The following is a 21,225-nucleotide window of genomic DNA, read 5'->3' on the forward strand; positions in this document are numbered from 1 at the left end:
AGATCGTGGAACTCGACGAGGTCGCCGCGCGGGTGGGTCGCCGCTACTGGGCGCTCCTGCTGGTCCTGACCGTTGTCCCCGTGCTGGTCGTGGGGTTCGCGATGAACGGGCGGGAGCCGCCCGCGGTCGCGCAGACCCGGATCGAGGCGAGCGGCAGCGTGACCGACGCGGCCGTCGGGGACGCGGGCGTCAGCATCGTGGTCAGCCAGGTGACGGCCTACGCGACGAGCCGGAACCTGCTGACGGCGGTGCTGAAGGAGCAGAAGATCGACCGCGACCCGCGGGAGCTGGCGAAGAGGATCGAGGTGACGGGCCTCGGCACGGCGACGATCGTGGAGCTGGCGGTCGAGGACGCCGACCCGGAGACGGCGCGGAAGCTGGCGGACGCGATCGGCGACGCGGTGGTCGGGCGGATCAACGAGTCGAACCGGGGCGCGCTGAACGAGCGGATCGACGAGATCAACGACCGGATCCGCGACCTGGAGGAGAAGCTCGCGCCGCTGGCGCGGGAGGCGTCGGGGCCGGTGCCCGACGTCGGGGCGATGAACGAGCGGGAGCGCGTCCAGGCGGAGCTGACGGACCTGCGGTCGAGCCGGTCGGAGCTGACGTCGGAGCTGACGTCGGCGGGTTCGGCGTCGGTGGTGCAGCCGGCGGTGCTCGCGCCGGAGTCGAACCCGATGGTGATGCTGGCGGCGATCGCGGGGCTCGTCGGGCTGGTGCTGGCGATCCTGATCGCGGTGGTGTGGGAGATGCTGCGGCCGACGGTGCCGGGGCAGCGCCGGGTGGCGCGGCGGCTGGGCGTGCCGCTGCTGGGCTGGGCCGACCGGGGCCCGGCGGAGCTGGCGGACCTCGGCCGGCGCACGCGGCTCGCGGCGCGCCGGGAGGGCGTCGGGCAGATCACGCTGGTCGGGGCGCCCGGCCCGCTGCCCGCCGAGCTGGTGTCGACGGTCGCGTCCGCGGTGTACGGGGACGAGACGAAGCTCGTCGACGCGCGCACGGAGGAGCGCACGGACGAGCGGCCGGAGGACGACGGCGGCGCCGACGGGCCGGCGGCGAACAGCAGCGGTCCCGCCGCGGCGAAGACGAGCACGTCGGTGGTGCGGGCGGGCACCGCGGTGATGGCGAAGAAGGCGGGCGAGGTCGCGCGGCGGACGCCGGTGCCGTCGCGGGAGCCCTGCCACGTGCACGCGTTCGAGGACGTCGACCCGGGCGCGGACGCGTCCGCCGGTGTCGTCGTCGTGGTCGGTCCGGTCACCGCGGTGTCGGGGCTGGAGACGGTGCGTGACCTGGTGGCGGCGTCGGGGTGGCCGCTGCTGGGGGTCGTCGGTACCCGGAAGATCAAGAGGTAGGGCAGATGAGTTCCGTTCCCTTCACCGTTCCGTCGCTGGCCGGAGAGGTCTCCGACGCCGTCGTCAAGGTCCTCGACTCGGGGTGGATCACCACGGGTCCGCAGACGGGCCAGTTCGAGCAGGAGTTCGCCGACCACCTGGGCGCGTCGCACGTGGTGGCGGTGGCGTCGTGCACGACGGCGCTGGAGCTGTGCCTGCGGGCGCTGGGGCTGCCGCCGGGTTCGGCGGTGCTCACGCCGAGCCTGACGTTCTGCGGTGCGATCAACGCGATCCTGCACGCGGGCCATCGTCCGGTGCTGGTGGACGTGGACGAGGACACGCTCGTCCCGAGTGCGCGGACGGTCGCGGCGGCGGCGTCACGGGTGGACGCGGCGGCGATGATCGTGCAGAACCAGGGCGGGTATCCCGTGGACGTCGCGGCGCTCGCCGAGGCGGCGGGACTGGACCGGACGCGGGTCGTCGAGGACGCGGCGCACGGGCCGGGCGCGGCGCGCGACGGGGCGCCGGTCGGTTCGGAGTCGTTCGCGGCGTGCTTCAGCTTCTACGCGACGAAGAACATGCCGATCGGGGAGGGCGGGGCGGTCGCGTCGAGCGACCAGGAGTTCGCGGACCGGGTGCGGGCGATGCGGCTGCACGGCATGTCCAAGGACTCGTGGCGCCGCTACCTGCCGGGCGGGAGCTGGCGCTACGACGTGAAGACCGTCGGGCTGAAGGCGAACATGACCGACGTCCAGGCGGCGATCGGGCGGGCGCAGCTCGCGGCGCTGCCCGGCTGGCAGCGGCGCCGCGCGGAGATCGTCGCCGCGTACGACGCGGCCCTCGCGGGGCTGCCGGGGCTGACGCTGCCGCAGCGGGACCTCGACGGGATCACGCACGCGTGGCACCTGTACCAGGTGCGGGTGCCCGACCGGGACGCGGTGAGCGCCGAACTGGAGGAGGCCGGCGTCGCGACGTCCGTCCACTTCATCCCGGCGCACCAGATGACCGCGTACCAGGAGATCCTGGGCGTCGAGGAGTGCGCGTCGGTGCCGGTGACGGAGCGGATCGCCGGGGAGCTGCTGTCGCTGCCGCTGTACCCGGGGTTGACCGCCGACCAGGTGGATCGGGTGGTGTCCGCGCTGACCGAGGCGCTGCGGGCCCGGGGCTGACCGTGCGTCGCTTCCTGCCGCGCCGCCGTCCGGTCCCCGCCGTCCCGGAACCGGCCAGCCCGATGGCGCTGCTGCTCGGCCGGGACGAGGTGGTGCTGGCGGGCCCGCGCGGGCGGCGGCTGGTGCGGGGCCGGCGGGTGCTGGTGACCGGGGCGTGCGGGCCGGTCGGGGCGGCGCTGTGCCGGCGGATCGGGCGGTACGGCCCGGCGGCGCTGTGCCTGGTCGACACCGACGGCGGCGGGCTGGAGCGGCTCGGCCGCGAGTTCGCCGGGCTGCCGGACGGGACGGTGACGATCGCGCGCGCCGGCGTGCGCGACGCGGCCCGCGTGGACCGGGTGGTCGCGATGGCCGCCCCGGAGCTGCTGTTCCACACGGCCGGACGGCGGGACCTGGCGGCGGTCGAGCGGGACCCGTGCGGCGGCGTCGCGGAGAACGTCCTCGGCACCCGGCACACGGTCGACAGCGCGGTGCGGCACGGGGTGGAGCGGCTGGTGCTGGTGTCGTCGGAGCTGGCCGCCGACCCGACGTCGGTGCTGGGCGCGACGCTGCGGCTCGCGGAGCTGCTGCCGCACGCGGCGACGGGCACCCCGACGCGCTTCGCCTCGGTCCGCGTCGGCAGCGTGCTGGACGGCGGGCCGCCGCTGCGCCGGCTGGCCCGGCGGATCTCGGCGGGCGAGGCGGTGACCGTCCCGCATCCGGCGGCGACGCGGAACTTCATGACGGTGGAGGAGGCGGCGGGGCTGCTGCTGGAGGCGGCGGCGCTGGCGGAGGAGGCGGAGACGTTCGCGCTGGACGTCGGCCGTCCCGTCCCGGTCGTGGACCTGGTGCACCGGTACGCCGAGCAGCTGCGGCTGCCGGAGGTGACGATCCGGTTCAGCGGCCTCGGCCCCGGCGAGAAGCTCGCGGAGAAGGCGTTCGCCGACTCCGAGCGCCGGATCCGCACCGTGCACCCGAAGATCTGGGCGACCCGGCCGGCGCCGCCTCCGGCCGGGCTTCCCGCCCTGCTGGACGCGCTGGAGGCGGCGGCGGGCGCGGGCGACGCGCGCCGCGTGCGGCTGCTGCTGCGGCGGCTGCTGCCGGAGTACCGACCCTCGTCGGCTGTGAGGTGCCCGTGAGTACGGATCGGAAGCTGCGCGTGGCCACGGTGATCACCCGGTTCAACGGGGGCGCCGGGCAGGTCGCGCTGAACGGGATGCTGGCGCTGCCGGACGGCGCCTACGAGCGCGCGATCGTCACCGGCGGCGTGGGCATCGACAGCAAGGCGTCCGGCGGCGGGCGCGGCGCGGTGCTGCACGGGGACGAGGCGGTCGCGAACGCGGCGGCGGGCGACCTGACGCCCCGCGCCCACGAGGCGGGGATGGAGATCGTGCAGGTGGGGCCGCTGGTCCCGCAGATCTCGCCGCGCGACGACCTGGCGGCGCTGCGGACGCTGGAGGCGGTGCTGCGCGAGGGCCGGTACGACGTCGTCCACACGCACAGCGCGAAGGGCGGCGTGATCGGGCGGGTCGCGGCGGCGCGGGCGGGCGTGCCGCGCATCGTGCACACCTGGCACGGGTTTCCGTTCAACGAGTTCCAGTCGTGGGCGCGGCGCCGCACGTATATAGGTCTGGAGCGGATCGCGGCGAAGCGGACGGACGCGTTCCTCGCGATCGGGTCCGAGACGGTGACGACGGCGCTGCGGCTGGGGCTCACGACGCCGGAGCGGGTCCGGCTGTCGTGGCCGGCCGTGGACGTCGCGGCGTACGCGGCGGCGCCGGGGTCGCGGGCGCAGGCGCGGCGGCGCCTCGACCTGCCGCTCGGGGTGAAGGTCGTCGGGTCGGTGGGGCGGCTGACCTTCCAGAAGGGCCCGGAGGTCTTCGCGAAGGCGATCGCGCGGCTGCCGGGCGACGTGTTCGGGCTGTGGGTCGGCGGCGGGCCGATGGCCGAGGAGCTGGCACGGCTCACCGAGCGGCTCGGGATCGGCGAGCGGATGCGCTGGCTCGGGCACCGCGACGACGTCGCGGCGGTGCTGCCCGCGTTCGACGTGCTGGCGATGGCGTCCCGCTGGGAGGGGCTGCCGTGCGTGCTGGTCGAGGCGATCGGCGCGGGGATCCCGCTGGTCGCGACGGCCGTCCCGTCCAACCAGGACCTGGTGCTCGCCGGGGAGACCGGGATGCTCGTCCGGCCGGAGGACCCGGCGGGGCTGGCTGCGGCGGTCACGGTGCTGCTGGACGATCCGGTCGCCGCCGCGCGGATGGCGGCGCGGGCCCGCGACCGGGTCGGCGACTGGTTCTCCCCCGCGCACCTCGGGACCGTGCTGGACGAGACCTACCGAGGGGGCTCGCGGCGCCCATGACGACGATCACCGACAGGCCGCGGGCCGAGGCGGCGCCGGACGAGCGGGGCGCTGCTCCGGGTCGGCCCGCGCCGCTGCGGAACCGGTGGCGGCCGGAGGCGGTGCTGCTGTCCCTCGGGATCGCGTCGCTGCCGATGCTGATGCCGGCGGGGCTGCCGCCGGGCCCCGGCAACACCGGACTGCCCGACCTCGTGCTCGTCGTCCTGACGGTCGTGACGCTGCTGTGGGCGGGCACCCGGAAGGTGCCGGTGCGGTGGCCGTTCCTGCTGCCGACCCTGCTGACGATCATCGCGGGCGGCATCGCGGCGTACGTCAACCAGGCCGGGCTGCTCACCCTCGCCAAGGACCTGTTCGTCCTGTTCTGGGGCGTGTGCGTCGCGAACCTCAGCCGCGACCCGCGGCTCCTGCGGGTCGCCTTCCGCGCCTTCATCGGCTTCGGGACGTTCTACGCGATCGTGATGATCACCGGGTTCGTCCTCGGCATCGACGCGATGTCGGGCAAGCAGCCGGACGGCATGCGCGCCATGTTCACGTTCGGCGACGCGAACTACGCGTCGAACTGGTTCATCTGCGTCTTCTTCATCGTCCGGGCCACGCGGACGCCGCGCACCGCACGGCGGCGGTACGCGGTGCTCGGGATCCTGCTGGTCGCCGAGCTGCTCACCGGCTCCAACGGCGGCCTGCTGTCGCTGCTCGTCGCGCTCGTCCTCGGGCACCTGTTCCGACTGTTCCGCGAGGGCCGCGCGTACCGGGCGGTCGCCACCGGCGCCCTCGCCGCGCTCGTCGGCGGCGCCGGCGTCGCGGTCGTCACGACCGTCGACGTCCAGCCGTACCTGCACCGGATCAGCGCGGTCCATCCGGTGCTGCGCGACTCGATCGGCCGGACGACCGACTCGAGCACCGCGACGCGCAGCACCGTGTTCGCCACCACCGCCGACATGATCGCCGAGCAGCCGCACCCGTGGGGCATCGGGCCCGGCGAGACCGAGGCCGCGATGATGGACCGGCAGGAGACGTACGTCCGCGAGGCGCACAACGACTACATCGCCTCGACGCTCGAACGCGGGTTCCTCGGCGGCGTCGCCCTGATCGTCCTGGTGTTCGCGCTGCTGCTGACGTGCGCGCGGATCGCGCGGCGCGGCGCGCTGACGGGCGAGTACGCCCGGCTCGTCCCGCGCCCGGAGATGTTCGGCGCGCTCGTCGCCGTCTTCCTGATCTCCGGGATGTTCTACGAGACGCTGCACTACCGGCACGGCTGGGCGGTGTTCGGGCTGATCGCGGCCCTGCACCTGTTCGGGCGCCGGGAGTCCGCGGACCGTCCGCTCGCCGCGACCGGGGACGGCCGATGACCGACACCCGCAAGCCCGGACCGGCCGTCCCGCCCGACCCCGTCCCGGCGGACGCGGCCGCGGCGGAGGCCGGACGGCTGCGGCGGCGGCTCGTCGCGCTCGTCGCGGGCAACATGGCCGGACGGATCGGGGCGCTCGCGTCCCTCGGCGTCGCGACGGTGATGGTCGCGCGGATCGGCGGGCCCGCGCTCGTCGGCGCGTTCACGCTCGTCCGGATCCTGCCGGGGCTGCTGTGCCAGCTTGCCTCGGCGGGCCTGCCGGGCGCCGCCCCGTACTTCCTCGCCCGCGACGCCGAGGACCAGCGCCGCGTCCGTCCGACGCTCGCCGCGCTCACGGTGCTCGGCGCGGTCGTCGCGGGCGCCGCCTGGCTGCTGCTCAGCCCGGCGATCCACCTGGTGTTCTTCCAGTCGTTCGGGTTCTGGATCACGCTCGTCGCGGCCGTGCCCGCGGTGACGCAGACGTTCGTGTCGGTCGGCAAGGGCCTGCTGCAGGGCACCGGCGACCAGGCCGGCGCGAGCCTCGCGATCGCCGTCGAGGAGTTCGTGTTCCTGCCGATCTACGGGATCATCCTGATCGGCTGGTACGGGCCGGGCGCGCTGATCACCGGGCTGGTGCTCGCCGACGTCGCCGCCGCCGCGTGGATCGTCCGGCGGCTCGCCCGCGGCGGGTTCTTCGCCGGCTGGGGCCGCCCGGACGCGCGGCTCGGCCGCCGCATCGCCGGGTACGGGTTCCGCGGGTACGTGGGGCAGCTCATCGACCTGCTGCAGCTCCGGTTCGACATGGCGCTGCTCGGCGCGATCGCCGGGCCGAGCGTCCTCGGCGTCTACACGGTCGCGAGCAAGTTCGCTGAGCTGGTGCAGCTCCCGGGCCTCGCCGTGAACTACGTCCTCTATCCCGACTTCGCCAAGGACGACCGGGCGACCGCCACGCGGCGCACCGCCCGCCTCATCCTGCCCGTGCTCGGCGTGTCCGCGCTGGCCGCGCTGCCGCTCGCGCTGGTCGCGGGGACGGCGCTGCCGTGGGTCTTCGGCGACGTGTTCGACGACGCGGTGGTCCCCACCCACATCCGCCTCGCGGGCGTCGTCACGTTCGGCGTGACCGGCCTGGTCATGGCCTACCTGTACGGGGTCGGACGGCCCGGCGCCGCGTCCACCGGGCAGGCCATCGGCCTGGCCGTCACGGTGCTGCTCGGCGTGCTGCTGATCCCGTCGCACGGAGCCACGGGCGCCGCGATCGCGACGTCCGTCTCCTTCGTCGCCACCACCGCCGCGCTGCTGCTCTGGTTCCGGCACGTCAGGGATCTGGACGCCCGGGACCGGCGGGCCGCCGGAGAGAAGGGGTGATCCCATGTCCGAGGACCGCACCGACCTGCCGAGCAGTCCCGTCGACCCGTCCGACGGCGTCGCGCCGTCCCGGTCCCGCCGGGTGCTGGACGTCGCCGGGGCGCTCGCCGGGCTGCTGCTCCTCAGCGTCCCGCTGCTGCTGATCTACCTGCTCGTCCGGCTGTCGAGCAAGGGGCCGGGGGTGTTCCGGCAGACCCGCGTGGGCCAGGGCGGGCGCCCGTTCACGATGTACAAGTTCCGGACGATGCGGCAGGGCGTCGGCGGGCTCACCGTGACCGCGACCTGCGACCCGCGGCTGACCCGGATCGGGAAGCTGCTGCGGCAGTGGTCGCTGGACGAGCTGCCGCAGCTCGTGAACGTCCTGCGCGGGCAGATGACGCTGGTCGGGCCGCGCCCGGAGACCTACGACCTCGCCGTGCACTACGACGCGCACTGCCGGTGGATCTTCGACCACCGGCCGGGGCTGACGGGCCTGTCGGAGGTGCGGTTCCGCGACTTCGACGTGCTCCCGCCCGGCGAGGAGGTCGACCTCGTCAACTACATCCGCAAGATCGTGCCCGCGCGGGTCGCGGTCGACGCGGTCTACCTGCGGGACCCGTCGATGCGGGCGACGTTCCGGGCGCTGTGGGACACCGTCCGGCACATCCTCGGGTTCACGCTGCCGCCGCTCCAGGTCCGCGCGGACGGCGCCGTCGAGGAGGCCCCGGAGGGCGGGCGCCCGCGCGCCGTCCCGCCACCGGACGACCGCGCGCCGGAACCGCTCGCGACACCGGAACCGCTCGCGACACCGTTCGCCGAGCTGGCGCGGCCGGCCGAGGCCGCGGAGAAACCGGGCCCGGCCGCGTGACGACCCGCGCGACGACGCGCGCGGACTGCCGCTCAACACTCTCCGGGGGAGAAGGAATGGACGTGCGGTACAAGATCGGGGCGGCCGTGGCCGCGGCCGCGATCGGGACGGCCGGGCTGCTGCTGGCGGTGCGGGCGGCGGACGGCCACGACCCGTACACGGGGCCGCCCGCGACGCCCGGCACGTCCCCCGCCGACCCCGACCCGACCCGCCGCATCGCGCTCAACACCGAACCGGCCGACTACCCGCGGCTGCGGGAGCTCGGCTACGACCTGGTGGACATCCGGCCGGACCCGTCGCTGGTCGCCGGGATCCCGCACGGCATGCAGGCGCTGATGTGGGTCGGCAACTTCCACTGCGACGACTTCACGCTCGACTACGACGCGTTCACGCGGGCCGTCCGGACGTACGGGCGGGACCCGCGCGTCTACGGCTGGTACCTGTCGGACGAGCCGAACACGAGCGAGTGCCCGGAGATCGCCGCGGAGATCGAGCGGCGCGCCGACTTCCTGGAGGAGCACGCGCCGGGGCAGATCTCGTTCATCTCGCTCACCGACTGGCCGATGGGGCCGGTGACGCCGCGGAAGGTGAACGTCGACATCGTCGGCCTCGACCCGTACCCGTGCCGGGGGGCGGTCGAGCCGAAGAAGACGTGCGACATCGGGGCGATCGACCGGATGGTCCGGATGGCGGACCGCGCGGGCATCCCGCGCGGGCGCGTCGCGCCCGTCCTGCAGGCGTTCGGGCAGGAGTGCTCGTCGGGCGACGAGCAGTACTGGCTGCCCACCGAGGACCAGTTCCGCGCCCTGCTGCGCCGCTGGGACCGGCTCGTCCCGGCGCCCACGCTGGAGATCACCTACACGTGGGGCCGGCAGGAGCAGTGGGCGTGCCCCACCCTCGCGGACGCGTCCGGCGGCGAGCATCCCGACCTGCAGAGCATCATCAAGGCCCGCAACACCGGACGCTCTTAGCGCGGACGGCGGGCTACGGAGCGGCCTCCGGGGCGCCGTTGGTGTCGGTCACCGCGCCCTCGGGCGCGTTGCTCGGCAGCGGGACCTCGACCGAGCCGATCGTCACGGCCGCCCACTCCATCAGACCGATGACGACGACGAGACCGACGATGAGCAGGCCGAGCCTGGTGCGGTTAAGGCCGCGCACCCTATCAACCCCCAAACGATCACCGAAAGCACCACAATAGTGGCAAAGCCGGGCCCGGATGCTCACTCGGATGAGCGTCCGGGCCCGGCCCTCGACGCGGGCCCCGGGACGGAAGGGGTCCGGGGCGCGCGAGCCCTGGACGTCAGCCGATGCGGCGGCTGGTCAGGTTCGCGGCGCGGGCGTTGACGCACACGCCGGTCGCCAGGTCGAACGCGAAGTTGTGCGCGAGGCAGTGGACCCGCCCGTCCCGGACGATCGCGCCGACCGCCAGGTCCTCCCCCGCGTGCGGGCAGTACCGGGGGATGTCGTACCGGCCCCCGTCCCACTCCACGGTGATCCGCTCGCTCCAGTCGCGCCCCGTCTCGTACTCCTCGACGGCGTCGAGGGCGGGCGCGTTCGCGTGCTTGAGCAGCCCCACGAGGTGGTCGTTGTAGACGTCCGGGTCCCGGTACAGGCTGAGCCGGAACGAGATCAGCAGGTCCTCCCACGCCATCCGGCCCGCCAGGACGGACTCGACCCAGCGGCCCGCCGTCGTGATCCGGTAGTGCGGGCGGACGTCCGCGGCGGCCTCGGCGACCGACACCCCGTCCGGGGACAGGTCCACGTCCCACGTCCCGCCGTTCGGGCCGGTGACCTCGAACCGCACCACCATCGCGATCTGCCGCAGGAAGTAGTCGCTGAGCCCGCCCAGGTACTTGAAGTGGGCGGCGAACCGGTCGAACAGGCCCGGCTCCGGCTCGGGGTTCTCGGCGAACACCCGCGCGACGTGCGGGGCGCGGTCGGCCGCGTACCGCTCCAGGTACTCGGCGCGGGCGCCGTCCGCGAACGAGAACTCCGCCGACACCGGGTCGCGGACGATCGCGCCGGTGTCGAGGTCGAGGGAGTCGCCCGGCTTGAAGTGGTCGAACCGCTGCGCCGGCAGGTGCTCGCGCAGCCACACCGTCGCGGCCTCCGGGTCGCAGAACGCGCCGTCCTTCTGGTCCAGCACCCAGTTCAGCGGCGCGACCTCGGCGTCCAGGAAGCAGGGCGGGCCGGCGAACGGCACGGCCAGCTCCGGCGCGGCCTGCCGGACGAGCCGCTGCACCGACCGCAGCTTCGACAGCCGCTTGCTCATCGAGATCTCCGCCATCTCGGCGTCCGGGTACTCGTAGCAGATCGGATGCCAGGACGCCCCGGACGCCTGCAGGGCCATGACGTCCAGCCGGTCCCCCGCCAGGTGCTTCGCCCGGCGCACCTGCGCCGCGGTGAGCCGCGCGTCGTTGCCGTGCAGCACCGACCGTCCGTCCACGACGAACAGGAAAGCCGCGTCATGGCACATCGGCGAAAGTTCCGGAATGACCGTCATCCAGGACCCATGCGAGTCGAGCGGAAATTTCGCCCACGGTTCTATCTCTATTACCGGACGGTCACCCGCGACGGCCGCCATCCGTTCACGGAAGGCGGGTCCGGGGTAGCGCGGAATGAGGATTCTGGTCCGCCCCGGCAGCCGGCCGATGACCCACGGGTCGAAATGATCTAGATGTTCGTGCGAGACCGCGACCCAGTCGGCGTCCAGGAACCGGTCGGCGTCCAGGTGATCGTTTCTCGGATACTGGTGCCAGGCCCCGAGAAACGCCCCGGTCGGTGCGAGCCAGGGGTCCGCGAGCAGGCGGAACGCCCGGGCGTCCAGCGACACGCCCGCATGTCCGAGAAAAGTGACCGTCGGCATACCGCGACTGTCCCCCCGGCGCCGCCCGCCCGCACCCGGCGTAATGCGCAATACGGCTACGCCGTAGGCATGACGGAAATGTCACACGGGTAACCGACAATCTTGTCCGAGACGCCGGTCCAAAGTGCCGCGTTTACCGACAGATGTGCATGACCACTACCGGTCAGGTAGGGGACGGTTGCGGCCAAATTACTGGACACCGCGCGTACACCGGGTGACCGTCGATACGGTGCTGGTGATAACGGACGGGGGTCCTTCATGAACGACGGGCGGTCGCGGGGAATTCCGATGGACGCGCCCGCGGGCGTCGCCACGCTCACCGGCGCGCAGGTGCGGGACTTCGCCTCCCGCTCCGCGCGCCCGCGCGCGGCGTCGTCCGCCGAGGGCGACGCGCTGTGGCGGCGACGCCTGCGGCACGACATCCGGCACGAACTGGGGACGATCATCATGCTGGCCTCGGCCGTCGCCGTGGCCGACGACATCGGGGACGCCAGCCGCGCCCGCGTCGAGCAGCTGCTCGGCGAGACCCGCTGGCTCGACCACCTCCTGCGCCGGCTCGACGGGGACGACGACGACCGCCTCCCCGGCCCCGAGCGCATCCGCGTCGACGAGCTCACCGCCGAGGTCGTCACCGGGATCAAGCTGGCCACCACCCACGAGGTCTGCTACACCGGCGGCGAGGCGTGGGCCCACATGGACCCCGTCGCCCTGTGGCGCGCCGTCCGCAACGTCCTCGACAACGCGTGCCGCGTCGCCGGCGGCCGCGTCGACGTGCACGTCTCGACCGACCAGCGCTGGGTGACCGTCCAGATCGACGACGACGGCCCCGGCTTCGGCGCCGCCGGCTCCCGCGGCACCGCGTCCCGCGGCCTGGCGTCCCTCGGCCTCGGCATCGTCCACGACCTCATCTCCGGGTACGGCGGCAGCCTCGAGATCCGCACCTGCGAGATGGGCGGCGCCCGCGTCCGCATGCTCCTGCCCGCCGCCCCCGACCCGGACGACTGGCGGCCGCACCCATGAGAGTGCTGATCTGCGACGACCACGCCGTCTTCGCCGACTCGCTGTCGCTCGTCCTCACCGACGCCGGGCACACCGTCGTCGGCGTGACCTACTCCCCCGCCGACGCACTGCCGCTGCTGCGCGCCGGCGGGGCCGACGTCTGCCTCATCGACCTGCGGTTCCCGTCCGGCACCGCGCTCGACTGGATGCCGCGGCTGCGCACCGCCGCGCCGCACACCCGCTTCGTCGTCCTGACCGGCTTCCTCGAACGCCCGGTCCTGGACGCGGGCGTCGCGGCGGGCGTCCGCGGCTTCGCGCACAAGGGGCAGCAGGCGGGCGACGTCCTCGACGTCCTGCGCCGCGTCGCCGCCGGCGAGACCGTCGTCGACCAGGGGCTCGGCCGCCCCGACGCCCGCCCCCGCGGCGACGCCGAACGCGTCGCCCGCTTCCTCACCCCCCGCGAACGGGAGGTCCTCACCCGCCTCGCCCGCGGCGAGTCCACCCAGGCGCTCGCCAAGGCGATGGGCGTGACCCGCAGCACCGCGCGCAGCCACGTGCAGAGCGTCCTCAGCAAGCTCGGCGTCCACTCGCAGCGCGAAGCCGTCATCGAAGCCGCCCGCCACGGCCTCGTCAGCGTCGAGACGGGAGAGTGGATAGCGGGCTAGGACGTGCTTGGACGCGGCCTCTTCCGGCGAGCGGTCGAGGGCGTGCTCGACCGCGTCCACGAGGTCGAGGGGGCTCCGGTCGAGGACGGTGCGCTCGGAGGGTGAGGAGGCCGTCGATCAGCCGTTCGTGGCGGGCGTTGACGACCAGGACGACTCGCCGAGGCGGCGCACGTCCTCGGAGGCGGCCGGGTTCCGGACCGCCGCGTCGACCAGCGTCTGGTTGATGGAGAGCGGAGTGCGCAGTTCGTGCGAGGCGTTGGCGACGAACCGGCGCTGCCCGTCGAAGGACCCGGCCCGCCGCGGTGAGCATCAGCACCCGTACCGGGGCGGCCGACCAGACGACGCGGCGGCAGACGTCGTCGCCGTGCACGACCGGCAGGTCGCGGTCGAGGACGAGCACGTCGTACCGGTTGCAGCCGAGCCGTTCGAGCGCGCCGTCGCCGTCATAGGCGACGTCGACGGCGAACGCCTCCGTGCGCAGCGCGTCCGCGATCGAGTCGGCGAGGATGCGCTCGTCCTCGGCGATGAGAATCCGCATGCCGTCCCCTTCCGGCGCTCGCCGGTCCGGAGTATGGCCCCCGGCGGATAACGCGGACGTAACCGGAATCGGTGACGCCGAGTTCAACGATCACGAGCTGTACTCCCGGCGATCCGCCGGGGACCGCCCCCGGCGGCGAGGGGCGGGAGATATGGCGATCACCCTTGTGCGGCCGCAGTCCCGGCGATCGTGGCGGCGCGACGCGTTGTTCGCGGTGCTCCTGGCCGTCGGCGACAGGGCCCCGCGGGGACGCGGGTCGTCGAACCGTTCGCCGCGCCGCTGCGCTGGTACCAGCGCAACGTCCGCCCGCCCGGGACGGTCCTCGGGCTCGTCACCGCCGCCGGCGCGGTGGGGCTGCTGCGGCGCCGCTCGGCGTCCCTGGAGGCGGGGCTGCTGTGGACGACCGGATTCGCGCTTCTGGCGATCCCGCCCGCGACCACGGACTTCGACTACCGCTGCCTGCTGCCGGCGACTCCCCTGCTCTGCGCGGCCGCCGCCACGGCGTGGCGGGCGCGGGACGCGGTACGTCCGGGGGCGTAGGCGGGGTGTCTCCCGGTGGGCGACGTGGGGGCGGAGGCGCTGACCTACTGTTCAAGGCATGAGCACTCAGCCGCACGCGCCGGTTCGGGGGCAGTGGCCGCGGCCGAGGGAGTGGCCGGTGTGGGTCGTGCCCCTGTTCCTGGCGTTCTTCCAGGTCGTGGGGTCGCTCGGGGCGCAGAACGGGCCGCCGGAGGGGAAGCGGAACGGCGGTCCGTGGAGCGAGCAGGGGCCGCCCTGGGCGGACGGGTCGATGGACATCGGCAACACGCCGCTCGACCCGCTCGGGTTCGCGCTGCTCGTCGGCGGGCCCGCGCTGCTGCTGTTCCGGCGGCGGTACCCGGTGTTCACGCTGGCGGCGGTCGGCGCGGTGACGGCCCTGTACTTCCTGCGCGCCTACACCTACGGGCCCGCGCCGACGGCGCTGGGCGTGGCGGCGTTCGGCGCGGTCATGGCGGGGCACCGGCTCGCGGCGTGGGCGGGGTCGGCGGTCGGGCTGGCCGGGTTCTTCACGCTCACCGCGCTCGTCGGCGTCCCGCTCGCGGAGCGCGGCGCGCCCGGCCCGGTGTTCCCGGTGGAGGAGCCGACCGCCGGCGGCATGACGATCTTCATCGGGTGGGCGCTCGTGGTGCTGATCGGCGGCGAGCTGGTGCGGATGCGCGCGCAGCGGGCGGCCGAGAGCGCGCGGACGCGCGCCGAGGAGGAGCGGCGGCAGGCGAGCGAGGAGCGGCTGCGGATGGCCCGTGAGCTGCACGACGTGCTGGCCCACAACATCTCGATGATCAACGTGCAGGCGGGCGTCGCACTGCACCTGATCGACGACGATCCGGGCCAGGCGCGGACGGCGCTCGCGGCGATCAAGGAGGCCAGCAAGGAGGCGCTGACCGAGATGCGGTCGGTGATCGGGGCGCTGCGGGCGCAGGGCGAGACGGCGCCGCGCTCGCCGACGGCCGGGCTCGACCGGCTGGACGAGCTGCTGGCGCGGGCCGAGTCGGCGGGGCTCACCGTCGACTCCGAGGTCACCGGCGACCGGGGGACGCTGCACGCCGGGACGAGCCTGGCCGCGTTCCGGATCGTCCAGGAGGCCCTGACGAACGTGACGCGGCACGCGGGGCCCGGCCCGGTGACGGCGCGGGTCCGCATCGCCTACCGTGAACAGGAGATCGAAGTGCGGGTCGAGGACGACGGGCGCGGGGTGTCGCTGCTGGACGATCGTCCGGCGGGCAGCGGGATCCGCGGGATGCGGGAGCGGGCCGCGGCGCTGGGCGGTACGTTCGAGGCGGGTCCGCGGCCGGGCGGCGGGTTCGCGGTCCGCGCCACGCTGCCCCGCGACGCGCCGGACGAGAGGGACGCCCCGTGATCAAGGTGCTGCTGGCCGACGACCAGATCCTCGTCCGCGCCGGGTTCCGGGCGCTGCTGGACGCGCAGGCCGACATCGAGGTCGTCGGCGAGGCGAGCGACGGCGAGGAGGCCGTCGCGCAGGCGAAGCGGCTGCGGCCCGACGTCATCCTCATGGACATCCGGATGCCCGGCCTGGACGGGCTCGCCGCGACGCGGCGGATCGCCGAGGACGAGCGGCTGGACGGCGTCCGCATCGTCATCCTGACCACGTTCGAGCTCGACGAGTACGTGTTCGAGGCGCTGCGCGGCGGCGCGAGCGGGTTCCTGGTGAAGGACACCGAGCCGGTGGAGCTGATCCACGCGGTGCGGGCGGTGGCGGCGGGGGACGCGCTGCTGTCGCCGAGCGTCACGCGGCGGCTGATCGCCGAGTTCGCCGCGCGCGCCAAGGAGCCGGCCCCGTCGCCGCACCTGAACTCGCTCACCGACCGCGAGCGCGAGGTCATGGCGCTCGTCGGGGAGGGGCTGACGAACGAGGAGATCGCCGCGCGGCTCGTCGTCAGTCCCGCGACCGCGAAGACGCACGTCAGCCGCACGATGGTGAAGCTCGGCGCGCGCGACCGGGCGCAGCTCGTCGTGTTCGCCTACGAGTCGGGGATCGTCAAGCCGGGCTGGCTGCCGTAAATTCTCACTTCCTGGAGATTGGCTGTCGCCCCACCGCGACGACGTGGCAGTGTGGAGCGAGCAGGATGGGAAGCGGAGGAGCCGCGGCGACGCCGTCGGCGAGCAAGGGAGTCCGGTGCCGAACGACACGAGGATCCTCGCCGTCGACGACCGCGAGGAGAACCTGACCGCGCTCGCGGCCGTGCTGGACGCGCTGCCCGTGGAGGTCGTGACGGTGACGTCCGGCCCGGCGGCGCTCAAGGAGCTCCTCGACGGCGACTTCGCGCTGATCCTGCTCGACGTCGTGATGCCGGAGATGGACGGGTTCGAGACGGCCGCGCACATCAAGGGCCGGGCCCGCACCCGGGACGTACCGATCATCTTCCTCACCGCGGCGGGCGACACCGGTGAGGTGGCGTTCCGCGGCTACTCGGCGGGCGCCGTCGACTTCCTGACCAAGCCGTTCGACCCGTGGCTGCTGCGCGCCAAGGTGTCGGTGTTCATCGAGCTGCACCGCCGCAACCTGGAGCTGCGGCGGCAGGCGGCGCTGCTGCAGCGGACTCTCGGCGAGGACGGCGAGGAGACGTCGGCGCGCTGCGACCGGCTGGTCAAGGCCCTCGACGAGCGCCTCACCCGGGTCGAGGACGACGTCGCGCACCTGCGGCCCGACGAGACGGCGGCCGACGTCCCGGACGCCCTGCACGACCTCGCCGACCACGTCGGCGAGCTCCGCCTCGCCCTCGACGCCTTCACCGCCGGCAACTGACCCGCCCCGCGCCGCCGCCCCGCCTGCCGGGGCGGCTCCCGAGCACGCCTCCGGCAGGCGCGCTCAGTAATCACTTACTGCGGCTCCGTCGCGTCGTCCTTCGCCGTCTCCGGCAGCAGCTTCAAGGTCAGCGCCGACCGCCTCGTCGGGACCGGGTTCGTGCAGTACGGCGGCGTGGACACCGACGGGAAGGGCGGTGACCACCCGGTGCAGGTGTCCGGCATCAAGAACGCGAAGATCTCGAACATGTGCCAGTCGGTGAAGGTCGGGCCGTTCACGCTGCGGCTGACGGCCGGGACGGGCGACACGCCGGTCGAGGCGACGGACCTGGTGCTGGACGTCGCGCAGCTCGAGGCGGACGCGACGTTCTCCAACATCGAGATCGGCCGGGACGCGGGCACGCTCGACAAGGGCCCGTCCGGTTCGACGGGCGCGGCCGGGATGTTCGGGCAGCAGGCCGACCGCATCGAGCTGCGGAACGTCCGGCAGACGGCGTGGGCGACCACCGCCGGGACGTTCAAGCTCAGCGACCTGCACATGACGCTCGGCGACGAGTGCTTCTGAGCGCCGTGAACGCCTCCGCACCGCACGGGTTCCGCCGCTGGCGGCGAACGCGCCCCTTCTGCGCTGCCCGCCTTCCTGGGCGCGCACCTCCTCGCCCCCGCCCCCGCGAAGGACGCCGGGGCGGGGCCGCGCGTGTACCTCGGGGCGGCGACGCTGCGCGCGGCCTCCCTGACGATGACGGGCCTCAGCTACGACGGCGTCGCGCGGCTGCCGGCGGCGGCCGGGACGGTCGAGGCGCTGAAGTTCTCGATGTCGAAGGCCGTGCTGAAGGACGTCGACCAGGTCGCCGAACGCGGCGGCGTCGCGTCCCGCACGACGACCGGCGGCCTGGCGCTGGACGGCCACGTCGTCATGTACACGACGAAGATGTCGGCGAAGCTGCTCGGCGTGCCGGTGACGTTCACGCCCGCGCACCCGCCGCCGCTGACGCCGCCCTACATGGTGATGACGGACGTGGTGTCGGAGCGGCCGTCGGTGCGGGCGGACGGCGCGGCGATCGACGGGCTCGGCATCTCCACGCGCGCCTGATCCAGCGCGCCCGTCCCCATCCGGTCGCGGAGGATGAGCGCTCCGGCGATCACGGCCGCGGCCACCAGGACCGCCGCGATCGTCACGATGATGATCGTCTTGCGGCGCTCGCGGGCCTTCGGGGTGTTGCGGGACGGCCGCGAGACCGGCGGGGGCGGCTGCTGCTGCCAGTTCGACTGCGGCAGCCCCCAGGGCGGCGCCGACTGCCGCGGCGACGGTCCCGGCGGCGGCGCGGGCGGCGGCGTCGAGGACGGGCGCGGCTGCGAGGCGGACGGCGACGGCGGGGCCGGCGTCGCGGACGGCCGGGCCTGCGACGCCGACGGCGACGGCCGCTGCGCGGACGGCGACGGCTGCGGCGGCGGGGGCGCCCACTCGGTCTCCACGAGGGTGCGCGGCTCGCTCCGCCGGTCGTCGTCGGTCTCGGTGACGTCGGGGTCGTGCGGGTCGAGGACGCGCGGGTCCAGGACGGTCTCGGCGGCGTCCTCGCGCGTCTCGTCGTCGACCGGTCGGGACGGCACCGGCTTCGGCGCCGGGCCGGGGCCGGGGCCGGGCAGGAAGCGGCTGGACGGCTGGTCGGTCACCGTCTCGTCCGTGAGGGTCCGGGGCGGGGCCGGGACGGACGGGCGCGACGGCGGCCCGGCCTTCGACGGCGACGGCGACGGCGGGCCGGGTCGCCCGGGGCGCGGCTGCGGCTGCGGCTGCGGGGACGGCGTGACCCGCGGCGCGGGGCGCGGTGCGGGCGGCCGGGGCTCCGGCATCGTCGCGACCTGCGTGAGCAGCGGCTGCGCCTGCGCGGCGGTCATCCGGACGCGGGGCTCGCGCGCCAGCAGCCCCTCCAGGACGCGCGCGAGCGGTCCGGCGTTGCGCGCGGGCGGGACGGGTTCGCTCAGCGCGGCCTGCAGGGACGCCATCGCGTCCGGGCGCTCGTACGGGGAGCGGCCCTCGACGGCGGCGTAGATGGTGGCGCCGAGGCCCCACAGGTCGGAGGCGGGCACGGCCCGCTCCCCCGCCGCCCGCTCGGGCGGGATGTAGGCGGGCGACCCCATGACGAGGCCGGTCTGGGTGAGGGTGGAGTCGCCCTCCATCTGCGCGATGCCGAAGTCGGTGAGGACGACGCGTCCGGCGCCGGTGATCAGCACGTTGCTCGGCTTCACGTCGCGGTGCAGGATGCCCTTCTCGTGCGCGTGCCGGAGCGCGCCGAGCATCTGCAGGCCGATCTCGGCGATGCGGCGGTGGCCGACCGGGCCGCGCTCCAGCATGTCCTGCAGGGACGGCGCGGTCACGAGCTCCATGACGATCCAGGGGCGCCCGGCCTCCTCCACCACGTCGTGGACGGTGACGACGCCGGGATGGTTGAGCCGCGCGGACGCCCTCGCCTCGCGCAGCGTCCGCTCGTACAGGACGGCGTGCTCGGACTCGGTCAGGCCCGGCGGGAGCTCGACCTCCTTGACCGCCACCTCGCGGTCGAGCATCGTGTCGTGGGCGCGCCAGACGGTGCCCATGCCGCCGCGCCCGACCACCGAGTCGAGCCGGTAGCGGTTGCCGAGCAGCCGTCCCTGTGCCATGTCGTCAAGGTCCCCCCGTCGTTCATCCCACCCCCGTGGGACGGAACGTGTCGAGGACATTGTTCACGAGAGTCGTGTTCGCGTTCCACCGGGAGGCCGGAAGCGCGACCACGATCGCATACGACCGTCCGTCGATGATCACCCCGCGGTCGCGGGCGCGGGTGGTCTCGCCGGCGCGGATCCAGGTGAACTCGATGTCGGCGGCGGGGTGCCCGGCGACCGTGCTGCGGGTGAGGGAAACCCGCTCGTAGGCGCGCAGATTGCCGTCGGCGATGGCCTGCTGCTCCCAGACCTCCCAGTGCCGGTAGGGGTCGCCGTGCCACGGCGTGGGGTCCACTTGGACGTACCCGCCGGACGCGGGGTCGGTCCACACGATGCCGCGGCCCTGCTCCTTGCGGGTCCAGTTCTGCGGGACGCCGATCGTGTAGCCGGGGCCCTTCGCGCGCTTGAAGTTCGGCGGGATCACGGCCGGGGCGGGCGTGTTCGGACGCTGCGTGACCTGCGACGACGGCCCGCCCGACGGTCCGCCCGACGGTGCGTTCGCCAATCCGGCTCCGGGTGCCTGCGGTCCGCCGGACGCATCGCCCGAACTCTGCGCCTGGGGCCGTTCCTGGCCGGTTCCGGCCCCGGTGCCGGACGTGCCGCCGTCCGGCCGCAGGAAGAGCGCGCCGACGGCGACGACGGCCGCCACGGCGAGGGCGCCCGCGATGATCAGCGGTGTCCGCGCCCGTCCGCCGCCCGTCCCGCCCGCGGCGGCCGGGCCGCCGACGCCGCCGGTGCCGTTGACCTGCTGCTGCGCCGTCCCCGCGAAGTGCGGGTGCGGGTTCGGGCCGTCGGGGAGGTGGATCGTTCCGGTCCGGCCGGGCGGGTCCGGGACGGGGATCGGCCCGGGGACCGGCGGCCCCGCGTCCACGGCCGTCGCGGCGCCCGCGTGCCCGGCCGCCGCACCGCTCATCGCCGTCCCGTCGACGGCCGTCCCGTCGACCGCGGCCGCGGCGAGGGACGCGGCGTGGCCGCCCGCGACCGCCGCGAGCGCCTCCTCGGCCCGCTGCGCGTTCGTCCGGACGGCCGGGTCGCGCTCCAGCAGCCCGACGAGGACGGGCGCGAGCGGGCCCGCGTTGCGCGGCGGCGGCGCGTCCTGCGTCATGACGGCCGCGAGGACGGCCATGGCGTCGCTGCGGTGGTGCGGGGCCTTGCCCTCGCACGCGGCGTAGAGGGTGGCGCCGAGCGCCCACAGGTCGGAGGCGGGGAGGGCGGCGTCGCCCTTGACCCGCTCGGGCGACATGTAGGCGGGCGACCCCATGACCATGCCGGTGCCGGTGAGGGTGGCGTCCCCGGCGACCTGCGCGATGCCGAAGTCGGTGAGGACGGCCCGGTCGTCGCCGGTGACGAGGACGTTCGCGGGCTTGACGTCGCGGTGCAGGATCCCGACGGCGTGCGCGGCGCGCAGCGCGCCGATGACCTGCCGGCCGATCGCGGCGACGCGGGCCGGGGCGAGCGGCCCGTCCTCGTCGATGATGTCCTGCAGCGACCGTCCCCGGACGAGTTCCATCACGATCCACGGGCGGCCGTCCTCGTCGACGACGTCGTGGACGGTGACGACGCCGGGATGCCCGAGCCGCGCGGACGCCCGCGCCTCGCGCAGCGTCCGGCGGTGCCGGTTCTCGCGCTCGTCGTCGGCGAGGCCGTGCGGCAGCACGACCTCCTTGACGGCGACCTCCCGGTCGAGGGTCTCGTCGACGGCCCGCCAGACGGTGCCCATGCCGCCGCGCCCGACGACCGAGAGCAGCCGGTACCGCCCGGCCAGCAAGCGTCCCGCCACGTA

General features: G+C 74.7%; 20 protein-coding genes and 1 pseudogene. 16 read left to right on the plus strand and 5 right to left on the minus strand.

Annotation, left to right across the window (positions count from 1 at the left end; translation table 11 throughout):
• Window positions 1-5: 5 nt before the first annotated feature.
• From AB0L25_RS01510 to AB0L25_RS01545, 8 genes are all read left to right on the plus strand, one after another.
• Entirely contained in the window at window positions 6-1,349 is a 1,344-nt protein-coding gene (locus AB0L25_RS01510) for a YveK family protein (protein ID WP_500167473.1), read from the plus strand.
• 5 nt (window positions 1,350-1,354) lie between these two features.
• On the plus strand, window positions 1,355-2,497 hold the full coding sequence (locus AB0L25_RS01515) for a DegT/DnrJ/EryC1/StrS family aminotransferase (RefSeq protein WP_500167475.1): 1,143 nt from the start codon (window positions 1,355-1,357) through the stop codon (window positions 2,495-2,497).
• A 2-nt stretch (window positions 2,498-2,499) separates the two neighbouring features.
• Entirely contained in the window at window positions 2,500-3,612 is a 1,113-nt protein-coding gene (locus AB0L25_RS01520) for a polysaccharide biosynthesis protein (protein WP_500167477.1), read from the plus strand.
• Complete coding sequence (locus AB0L25_RS01525) at window positions 3,609-4,832, plus strand: glycosyltransferase (RefSeq protein WP_500167479.1); 1,224 nt, start codon at window positions 3,609-3,611, stop codon at window positions 4,830-4,832. The genes AB0L25_RS01520 and AB0L25_RS01525 overlap by 4 nt, the downstream gene beginning before the upstream one ends.
• On the plus strand, window positions 4,829-6,181 hold the full coding sequence (locus tag AB0L25_RS01530) for an O-antigen ligase family protein (RefSeq protein WP_500167481.1): 1,353 nt from the start codon (window positions 4,829-4,831) through the stop codon (window positions 6,179-6,181). The genes AB0L25_RS01525 and AB0L25_RS01530 overlap by 4 nt, the downstream gene beginning before the upstream one ends.
• Window positions 6,178-7,524, plus strand: a complete 1,347-nt coding sequence (locus AB0L25_RS01535; protein WP_500167483.1) for a lipopolysaccharide biosynthesis protein — start codon at window positions 6,178-6,180, stop codon at window positions 7,522-7,524. Before AB0L25_RS01530 ends, AB0L25_RS01535 begins: the two co-directional genes overlap by 4 nt.
• A 4-nt stretch (window positions 7,525-7,528) precedes the next feature.
• Window positions 7,529-8,371, plus strand: coding sequence for a sugar transferase (locus tag AB0L25_RS01540; protein ID WP_500167485.1), 843 nt, complete (start codon window positions 7,529-7,531; stop codon window positions 8,369-8,371).
• A 62-nt stretch (window positions 8,372-8,433) separates the two neighbouring features.
• Window positions 8,434-9,342, plus strand: coding sequence for a hypothetical protein (locus tag AB0L25_RS01545; protein ID WP_500167487.1), 909 nt, complete (start codon window positions 8,434-8,436; stop codon window positions 9,340-9,342).
• A gap of 13 nt (window positions 9,343-9,355) precedes the next feature.
• On the opposite strand, the gene AB0L25_RS01550 is transcribed toward AB0L25_RS01545, so the two are convergent.
• Both AB0L25_RS01550 and AB0L25_RS01555 read right to left on the minus strand, forming a co-directional pair.
• Window positions 9,356-9,529 (minus strand): hypothetical protein, encoded by a 174-nt coding sequence (locus AB0L25_RS01550; protein WP_500167489.1) that lies wholly within the window; start codon window positions 9,527-9,529, stop codon window positions 9,356-9,358.
• 142 nt (window positions 9,530-9,671) lie between these two features.
• The gene (locus AB0L25_RS01555) at window positions 9,672-10,847 is read right to left on the minus strand and encodes a Rieske 2Fe-2S domain-containing protein (RefSeq protein WP_500167490.1); all 1,176 of its coding nucleotides are present in this window, start codon (window positions 10,845-10,847) and stop codon (window positions 9,672-9,674) included.
• A 678-nt stretch (window positions 10,848-11,525) separates the two neighbouring features.
• Here AB0L25_RS01555 and AB0L25_RS01560 point away from each other — a divergent pair.
• Window positions 11,526-12,257, plus strand: coding sequence for a sensor histidine kinase (locus AB0L25_RS01560; protein ID WP_500167492.1), 732 nt, complete (start codon window positions 11,526-11,528; stop codon window positions 12,255-12,257).
• Window positions 12,254-12,901: a LuxR C-terminal-related transcriptional regulator gene (locus tag AB0L25_RS01565; protein WP_500167494.1), complete on the plus strand. Its 648-nt coding sequence runs from the start codon at window positions 12,254-12,256 to the stop codon at window positions 12,899-12,901. The genes AB0L25_RS01560 and AB0L25_RS01565 overlap by 4 nt, the downstream gene beginning before the upstream one ends.
• Window positions 12,902-13,178: 277 nt before the next feature.
• Here AB0L25_RS01565 and AB0L25_RS01570 read toward each other — a convergent pair.
• Window positions 13,179-13,439 (minus strand): annotated as a pseudogene (locus AB0L25_RS01570) (response regulator); the annotation flags it as partial.
• A 189-nt stretch (window positions 13,440-13,628) separates the two neighbouring features.
• Between AB0L25_RS01570 and AB0L25_RS01575 the strand changes: the two are divergent.
• The 6 genes from AB0L25_RS01575 to AB0L25_RS01600 all read left to right on the plus strand — a co-directional run bounded on the left by AB0L25_RS01575 (window position 13,629) and on the right by AB0L25_RS01600 (window position 17,835).
• The gene (locus AB0L25_RS01575) at window positions 13,629-13,979 is read left to right on the plus strand and encodes a hypothetical protein (protein ID WP_500167495.1); all 351 of its coding nucleotides are present in this window, start codon (window positions 13,629-13,631) and stop codon (window positions 13,977-13,979) included.
• Between the two features lie 58 nt (window positions 13,980-14,037).
• Complete coding sequence (locus AB0L25_RS01580; protein ID WP_500167497.1) at window positions 14,038-15,336, plus strand: sensor histidine kinase; 1,299 nt, start codon at window positions 14,038-14,040, stop codon at window positions 15,334-15,336.
• On the plus strand, window positions 15,333-15,998 hold the full coding sequence (locus AB0L25_RS01585; RefSeq protein ID WP_500167499.1) for a response regulator: 666 nt from the start codon (window positions 15,333-15,335) through the stop codon (window positions 15,996-15,998). The genes AB0L25_RS01580 and AB0L25_RS01585 overlap by 4 nt, the downstream gene beginning before the upstream one ends.
• 115 nt (window positions 15,999-16,113) lie before the next feature.
• Complete coding sequence (locus AB0L25_RS01590; protein WP_500167501.1) at window positions 16,114-16,743, plus strand: response regulator; 630 nt, start codon at window positions 16,114-16,116, stop codon at window positions 16,741-16,743.
• 69 nt (window positions 16,744-16,812) lie between these two features.
• Complete coding sequence (locus AB0L25_RS01595) at window positions 16,813-17,307, plus strand: DUF6230 family protein (protein WP_500167620.1); 495 nt, start codon at window positions 16,813-16,815, stop codon at window positions 17,305-17,307.
• Window positions 17,308-17,439: 132 nt separating this feature from the next.
• Window positions 17,440-17,835, plus strand: coding sequence for a hypothetical protein (locus AB0L25_RS01600; RefSeq protein ID WP_500167502.1), 396 nt, complete (start codon window positions 17,440-17,442; stop codon window positions 17,833-17,835).
• Here the strand turns inward: AB0L25_RS01600 and AB0L25_RS01605 are convergent.
• Window positions 17,742-19,400 carry a serine/threonine-protein kinase gene (locus AB0L25_RS01605; protein ID WP_500167504.1) on the minus strand — a complete coding sequence of 553 codons (1,659 nt, stop codon included), beginning with the start codon at window positions 19,398-19,400 and terminating at the stop codon, window positions 17,742-17,744. The two genes, AB0L25_RS01600 and AB0L25_RS01605, sit on opposite strands and share 94 nt — an antisense overlap.
• A 22-nt stretch (window positions 19,401-19,422) precedes the next feature.
• Window positions 19,423-21,222, minus strand: a complete 1,800-nt coding sequence (locus AB0L25_RS01610) for a protein kinase domain-containing protein (protein WP_500167505.1) — start codon at window positions 21,220-21,222, stop codon at window positions 19,423-19,425.
• Between the last annotated feature and the right edge of the window lie 3 nt (window positions 21,223-21,225).

The organism is Spirillospora sp. NPDC052242 (assembly GCF_040679555.1).
In the GTDB taxonomy this organism is placed as follows: Bacteria; Actinomycetota; Actinomycetes; order Streptosporangiales; family Streptosporangiaceae; genus Spirillospora.